A 5828-nucleotide genomic window follows, 5' to 3' on the forward strand; every position below is an offset into this window, starting at 1 on the left:
CCACAACGACCGCTGGGTGCCGGCCAAGGGCAAGAGCACCATGGCCTACCTGCAACGCGCCGACATCCCGTTCTACTACGCGTTGGCCGATGCCTTCACCATCTGCGACGCGTACCACTGCTCGATCATGGCTTCGACCGACCCGAACCGCTACTACCTGTGGAGCGGCTGGTCTGGCCAGAATGGCACATCCACACCGGACGGAAACGCCACCGGCAGCACGCCAGGCAACGTCACCCTGGGCGGCAACGGCAACGGCAACGGCGCCGCACCTTACGGCCCAGTGGTGACGAATGCCGAAGCCGGCTACAACTGGCGCACCTACCCCGAGCGGCTACAAAGCGCCGGGGTGAGCTGGAAGATCTACCAGGACATCGGTGTGGGCCTGACCGCCGCCGGCTACTGGGGCTGGACCGGCCAGCCCTACATCGGCAACTACGGCGACAACTCGCTGCTGTACTTCAAGCAGTACCAAAACGCCGTGCCCGGCGAGCCGCTGTACGACCGGGCCCGCGTGGGCACCAACATCTACAACAACGGCGCGTTCAACAACGGTGCCCTGTTCGACCAGCTGCGCAGCGACGTGATGAACAACACGCTGCCCCAGGTGTCGTGGATCGCCGCGCCCGAGGCCTATACCGAGCACCCGAACTGGCCGACCAACTACGGCGCCTGGTACGTCAACAATGTGCTGGCCGCGCTGACCGCCAACCCGGCCGTCTGGGCCAGCACCGTGCTGATCATTTGCTACGACGAGAACGACGGCTTCTTTGACCATGTGGTGCCACCCACCCCGCCGATGACGGCCGCGCAGGGCAAGTCCACCGTCAGCACCGCCAATGAAATCTACCCCGGCAACGGCACCTCCACCTACCCCACCGGCCCCTACGGCCTGGGCGCACGCGTGCCGATGCTGGTGGTATCGCCATGGAGCAAGGGCGGCTGGGTCAACTCCCAAGTGTTCGACCACACCTCCATCATCCAGTTCATCGAAAAGCGCTTTGGCGTGACCGAGCCCAACATCACCCCGTGGCGGCGTACCGTCTGCGGCGACCTGAGCTCGACGCTGGACTTCTCGATTGCCAGCGCCACCGCCTCGCGCCTGCCCAGCACCACCGCCTACGTACCGCCCGCGGCGGACGTCACCAGCGGCAAGACCTACCCCAACCTGGCCGTCACGCCACCGGCCAACCAGACCATGCCGGTGCAAGAACCCGGTGCCCGCCTGGCCCGCGCCCTGCCCTACCAGCTGCAGGCCACCAGCGTGGTCAACGCGGTCAACCAAAGCATGGGCATCACTTTCAGCAACGCCGGGTCGGTGGGCGCGTGGTTCCATGTGCGCACCGCCAATGGCGCGCTGGCCGGTGGATCGACCGGCCCCTGGGGCTACACGGTGGAGGCAGGCAAATCGCTGTCGGACACCTGGACCCCGCCTGCCGGGTCTAGCGCCTACGATGTGGCGGTGTACGGGCCGAATGGCTTTCTGCGCAAGTTTGCAGGCAGCCTGGGCACTGCAGCCGCCAAACTCAACGTCCAAACCCTGTACGACACCGTCAGCGGCGGCATCTCGCTGGTGGTGACCAACGTGGGCACCACGCCCACCACCGTGACCGTGACCGACCAGTACATGAACAACGCCTCGCACCAAACCGTCGCCCCCGGTGCCAGCTTCCGCTCGGACTGGACGCTGCAAACCAGCGCGCGCTGGTACGACCTGCTGGTCACCGCCAGCACCGATGCCAGCTTTTTTGGCCAGTGCGCAGGCCACGTGGAAACCGGCAAGCACGGCGTGAGCGACCCGCTGCTGTAAACCCTGCACCCCCACCATTCAACCTAGGAATCCCCATGCTTTCCAAACTACTGCGCCAGGCCAGCCTGTGCCTTGCTTTCACCTCCTTGTTGGCCGTCGCCTTGCCCGCCGCCCACGCCGGGCTGGTCTACAACAACCTGGGTGCCACCGCCAGCGGCTCCGACCCGGTGTACAGCTATGGCCCGCTGGCCAATTCGTTCACCACCGGAGCCGATGGCGGCACCTTGCGCGGCGTGCAGGCCCTGCTGATGAACCTGGGCCCCGATGTGCTGGGCAACGTGCAGGTCAACCTGCTGAGCAGCAACGGTGCAGCCCCCGGCAACACGCTGTTGTCGCTGGGCAGCCTGTCTAGCGCGGACATTGCCTCCAGCGGATTCCAAAGCTACAGCTTTGCGCCCACCGCGGCCTACGACCTGGCCGCCAACACCACGTACTGGGTGCAAATCCTGGCCGCCGACCTGAACGCCATCCAGTGGTCGTTCACGTCCGACCTGTCGGGCACCGGCGTGGCGGGCGAATCGTCGTACAGCGCAGCCTTTGGCGTGAGCCCCAATGCCAGCGCGGCGCTGGACGGATTCGGCCCCTACCAGATGGCCGTGGAAGTGCCAGAACCCGGATCGCTGGCCTTGGTGAGCCTGGGCCTGGTGGCTGTGGTGTTTGTACGCCGCCGTGGCGCAAGCCAGCGTTAAAAAACAGAAGAAATAAGACTTTGGCGCAATATCCACCTGCGCTGGCAGCTATTAAAAGCAGAGCAATCTGCTTTTAACTAGCCCACACGCAGCCGTCGCGCCCAGCCGCTTTCGCGGCGTACAGCGCCTCGTCGAGCCGGTTGTACACGCTGCGCAGGCTCTCGTTCGGCTTCAAAGTGCCCATACCGGCTGAGCAGGTGTAGGCAAACTGCGGATGGTCGGGCAGGGGCTGCGCGCTGCGCACGGCATCCAGAATGCGCGTGACGATGTTCTCCAGCCCGGTGGCGACCATGCCGGGGAACAGGACCAAAAACTCCTCTCCGCCCACCCGGCCCAGGCCGTCGTCACGGCGCAAGACTTCGTGCACGGTGTGCGCAAAATGCTTCAGCACGGCATCGCCCGCCGAGTGGCCATAGGTGTCGTTGACACGCTTGAAGTGGTCCAGATCGACCAGCGCCACACCGCACGGCGTGCCGTCCAGGTCCATCTGCGCGATGGACTGCTCCAGCAGCTGCAGAATGTGCGCCCGGTTGCTGATGCCCGTGAGCACATCGGTCTGCGCCGCCCGCACAGCCACGTCGCGGGCCTGGCGCAGCACCCGTTCGCTGGAGCGCAGCTCGGTGATGTCGCTGGCCACACACAGCATCCAGCCGTCGGCGCGCAGGGTTTCGGTCATCCAGACCCAGCGGCCATCGCACAGGTCGGCCTCGAATGCCCGAAAGGGCAGCTTGCCGCGCCGCGACCGGGCCGACACCAGCCAGCTGGCGATGTCGGTGGTTTCAATCAGCGCCCCCACGCCCTCGGCATGGTTGCGCAGCAGCATCTCGGCCCAGGTGGGTTGTTCGTCGGGGCCTAAACCGTAGCTTTGCCGAAACGCCGCATTGGCAAACTGGAGCTGGTCATGGGCATCAAACAGCGAGACCAGCAGCGGCGTGTCTTGCTGCGATGCCAGCAGTTGCAGGGCGATCGGGTCGGTGGTGAAAACCATGCCAACCATCATCCGTTCGGCAACAAACCGTCGGCGCGGCCTCGCGTCAAGGCGACGGTGTCGGCATTCAGCCGGTCGTTCAGGGCCAGCCGGGCCTCGGCCTGCGCCACGGTAAAGCCCCAGGCAGCCTGGTGGCGGGCCACCAGGCGCTGCATGGCCACCTCCATGGGCACGTCCAGGTACCAGCAGGTATCCAGCAGGCCGTCCAGGTTCCAGCCGTGGTTGCAGTGCAGCAGGTACAGGCCTTCGACCAGCACCAGCCGGGTGGCCGGGCCGACGGCCACAGCATCTTCCTGCGGGTCGCCCACGCCGTGGTCAAACGCGGGCCACAGCACCGGCGCGGCACCGGCTTCTAGCGGTGCATTCCGCAGCGCGATGATGCGGGCGGCCAGCCCGGCAGGGTCAAAGGTCCAGGGCGAACCGCGCCGGGCCAGGGCGGCTGCGGGGTCGGGCATCTGCGCCAGGGCCGCGCGGCTCAGGTGGAAGCCGTCCATGCCCAGCGCCTGCACCGTGCCCGGTCCGGCCAGGGCGTTGACCTCGGCGGCGAGCTGGGCCGCGATGGTGCTCTTGCCAGAGCCCGGCAAGCCGACGATGCCCACGATGGTGCGGCGCGTGGGGTGGGCCTGCAATAAGGCGAGGAGCTCGGCGGCGGGTTGGGTGATGGTGGGCGGTGGGCTCATAGCCGCCTATTTTCGCTGCTCTTCCAGGTCGCGCAGCGCGGCTTCAAAGGTGTCGAACCGGAAGCGAAAGCCCTCGGCCAGTAGGCGCTGGGGCACCACGCGCTGGCCGTCGGTAAGCAGCGTCGCCTGTTCGCCCAGCAGCAGCTTCAGCACCACCGCGGGCACCGGCACGGCCAGCGGTCGGTGCAGCACTTTGCAGGCGGTGCGGGTGAATTCCCGTTGGGTAATGGGGTACGGCGCGGTGAGGTTGTAGGCCCCGACCGGCGGCGCGCCGTCGAGCTTGGCCAGCAAAAAGGCCACGGCGGCCAGCAGGTCGTCCAGATGCACCCAGCTCAGCACCTGGTCGCCCGAACCCATCTGCGTACCCACGCCAAAGCGAAACGGCTGCAGCATCTGCGGCAGCGCGCCCTGCTGGCCCAGTACCACGCCCAGCCGCACAATGGTCACGGCCACGCCATGGGCGGCCATGCCCTGGGCCGTGTGTTCCCAGCGCTGACACAGCTCGGACATAAAAATCGGCTGCGGCGGTGCGCCCTCTCCCAGCGCGCCCGGGTCGTCCACCGCCTGCACGCCATAAAAACCAATGGCCGAGGCCGACAACAACCAGCGCGGTTTGTGCGCGGCCTGCGCCACCCATTCCACCAGCGCCTGCGTGACCCCACTGCGGCTGGCGTGCAGCACCAGTTGGCGCGCGGGCGACCAGCGCGGACCCAGCACCGGCTCGCCCGAGAAGTTCAAAATCGCGTCCACCGGGGTATCTTGCAGCTCTGCCAGGTGGGTGATGCAGCGCAGCCTGTCACCGTACGTCTGGCCGTATATCTTGCGGCCCTTGTCCAGATTGCGCACCCACAGCGTGAGGCTGTGGCCTTGCGCCAGCAGCATGCGGCACAGCGCCTGGCCGATAAAACCGGTGCCGCCGGTAACAAGAATGTGGTGGGAGGCCATAGGCTGCTCAGGTTGAAAATTCCATGGCACGATAGCCGTTATGGAAACTCCATTCTCTGACAACTACCGCTTTCTCGCCCGCTATAACCACTGGTTCAACCTGCGTTTGTACGCCGCCTGCGACGGGCTCGGCGATGCCGCCCGCCAGCAAGACAACGGCGCGTTCTTTGGCTCCATCCACCGCACACTGAACCACCTGCTGGTGGCCGACCAGGTCTGGCTACGGCGCTTTGTAGATTGCGGCACCGCGCACGGTGCCCCTTGGCCGGTGTTGACCGATGCCATCCGCATGCCGCCCCAGCACCCGCTGAACCAGCCCCTGCACGCCGACTGGACCGCCCTGCGCGCCCACCGCGAAGCGCTGGACAGCGCCATCGAAACCTGGCTGGCCGACGCGCCACCCGACATGGCGGGCTGGACCATGCGCTACAGCAACACCGCTGGCACACAGCGCCAACACCCGCTGTGGCAGGCGCTGACGCACTTCTTCAACCACCAGACCCACCACCGCGGCCAGGTCACCACCTTGCTGTCGCAGCAAGGCGTGGACGTGGGTAACACCGACCTGATCAGCCTGGTTTAGCGCGCAACGCCAGGCTGATTCCTTGCAGCCACCGTTCTGTTTTTGAAGCAGAAGACCCAGGCGGTTGCTGCGCTGGAACCTCATTCATTTGTATGAACGAAATGTAAAGACTGGGATTTTCAAGGCTACATTG

The 5828-nt window shown here is 66.1% G+C and carries 6 protein-coding genes; 3 read left to right on the forward strand and 3 right to left on the reverse strand.

Annotated elements, in window-relative coordinates:
- On the forward strand, positions 1–1810 hold a 1810-nt coding region (locus ABI213_RS04575; RefSeq protein WP_348026237.1), incomplete at its 5' end, for a phospholipase C, phosphocholine-specific.
- Between the two features lie 35 nt (positions 1811–1845).
- Entirely contained in the window at positions 1846–2499 is a 654-nt protein-coding gene (locus ABI213_RS04580) for a PEP-CTERM sorting domain-containing protein (protein ID WP_348026239.1), read from the forward strand.
- Between the two features lie 73 nt (positions 2500–2572).
- Here the strand turns inward: ABI213_RS04580 and ABI213_RS04585 are convergent, their stop codons facing one another.
- From ABI213_RS04585 to ABI213_RS04595, 3 genes are read right to left on the reverse strand one after another with little or no spacing between them, the layout of a single operon-like run.
- Positions 2573–3487, reverse strand: a complete 915-nt coding sequence (locus tag ABI213_RS04585) for a diguanylate cyclase (RefSeq protein ID WP_348026241.1) — start codon at positions 3485–3487, stop codon at positions 2573–2575.
- A gap of 8 nt (positions 3488–3495) precedes the next feature.
- On the reverse strand, positions 3496–4167 hold the full coding sequence (locus ABI213_RS04590; RefSeq protein ID WP_348026243.1) for a nucleoside triphosphate hydrolase: 672 nt from the start codon (positions 4165–4167) through the stop codon (positions 3496–3498).
- 6 nt (positions 4168–4173) lie between these two features.
- Positions 4174–5112, reverse strand: coding sequence for a TIGR01777 family oxidoreductase (locus ABI213_RS04595; protein ID WP_348008980.1), 939 nt, complete (start codon positions 5110–5112; stop codon positions 4174–4176).
- Between the two features lie 40 nt (positions 5113–5152).
- On the opposite strand from ABI213_RS04595, the gene ABI213_RS04600 reads away from it, so the two are divergent.
- Positions 5153–5695 (forward strand): DinB family protein, encoded by a 543-nt coding sequence (locus ABI213_RS04600; RefSeq protein ID WP_348026245.1) that lies wholly within the window; start codon positions 5153–5155, stop codon positions 5693–5695.
- Positions 5696–5828: the final 133 nt, after the last annotated feature.

The organism is Rhodoferax sp. (assembly GCF_039922535.1).
In the GTDB taxonomy this organism is placed as follows: Bacteria; Pseudomonadota; Gammaproteobacteria; order Burkholderiales; family Burkholderiaceae_C; genus Rhodoferax_B.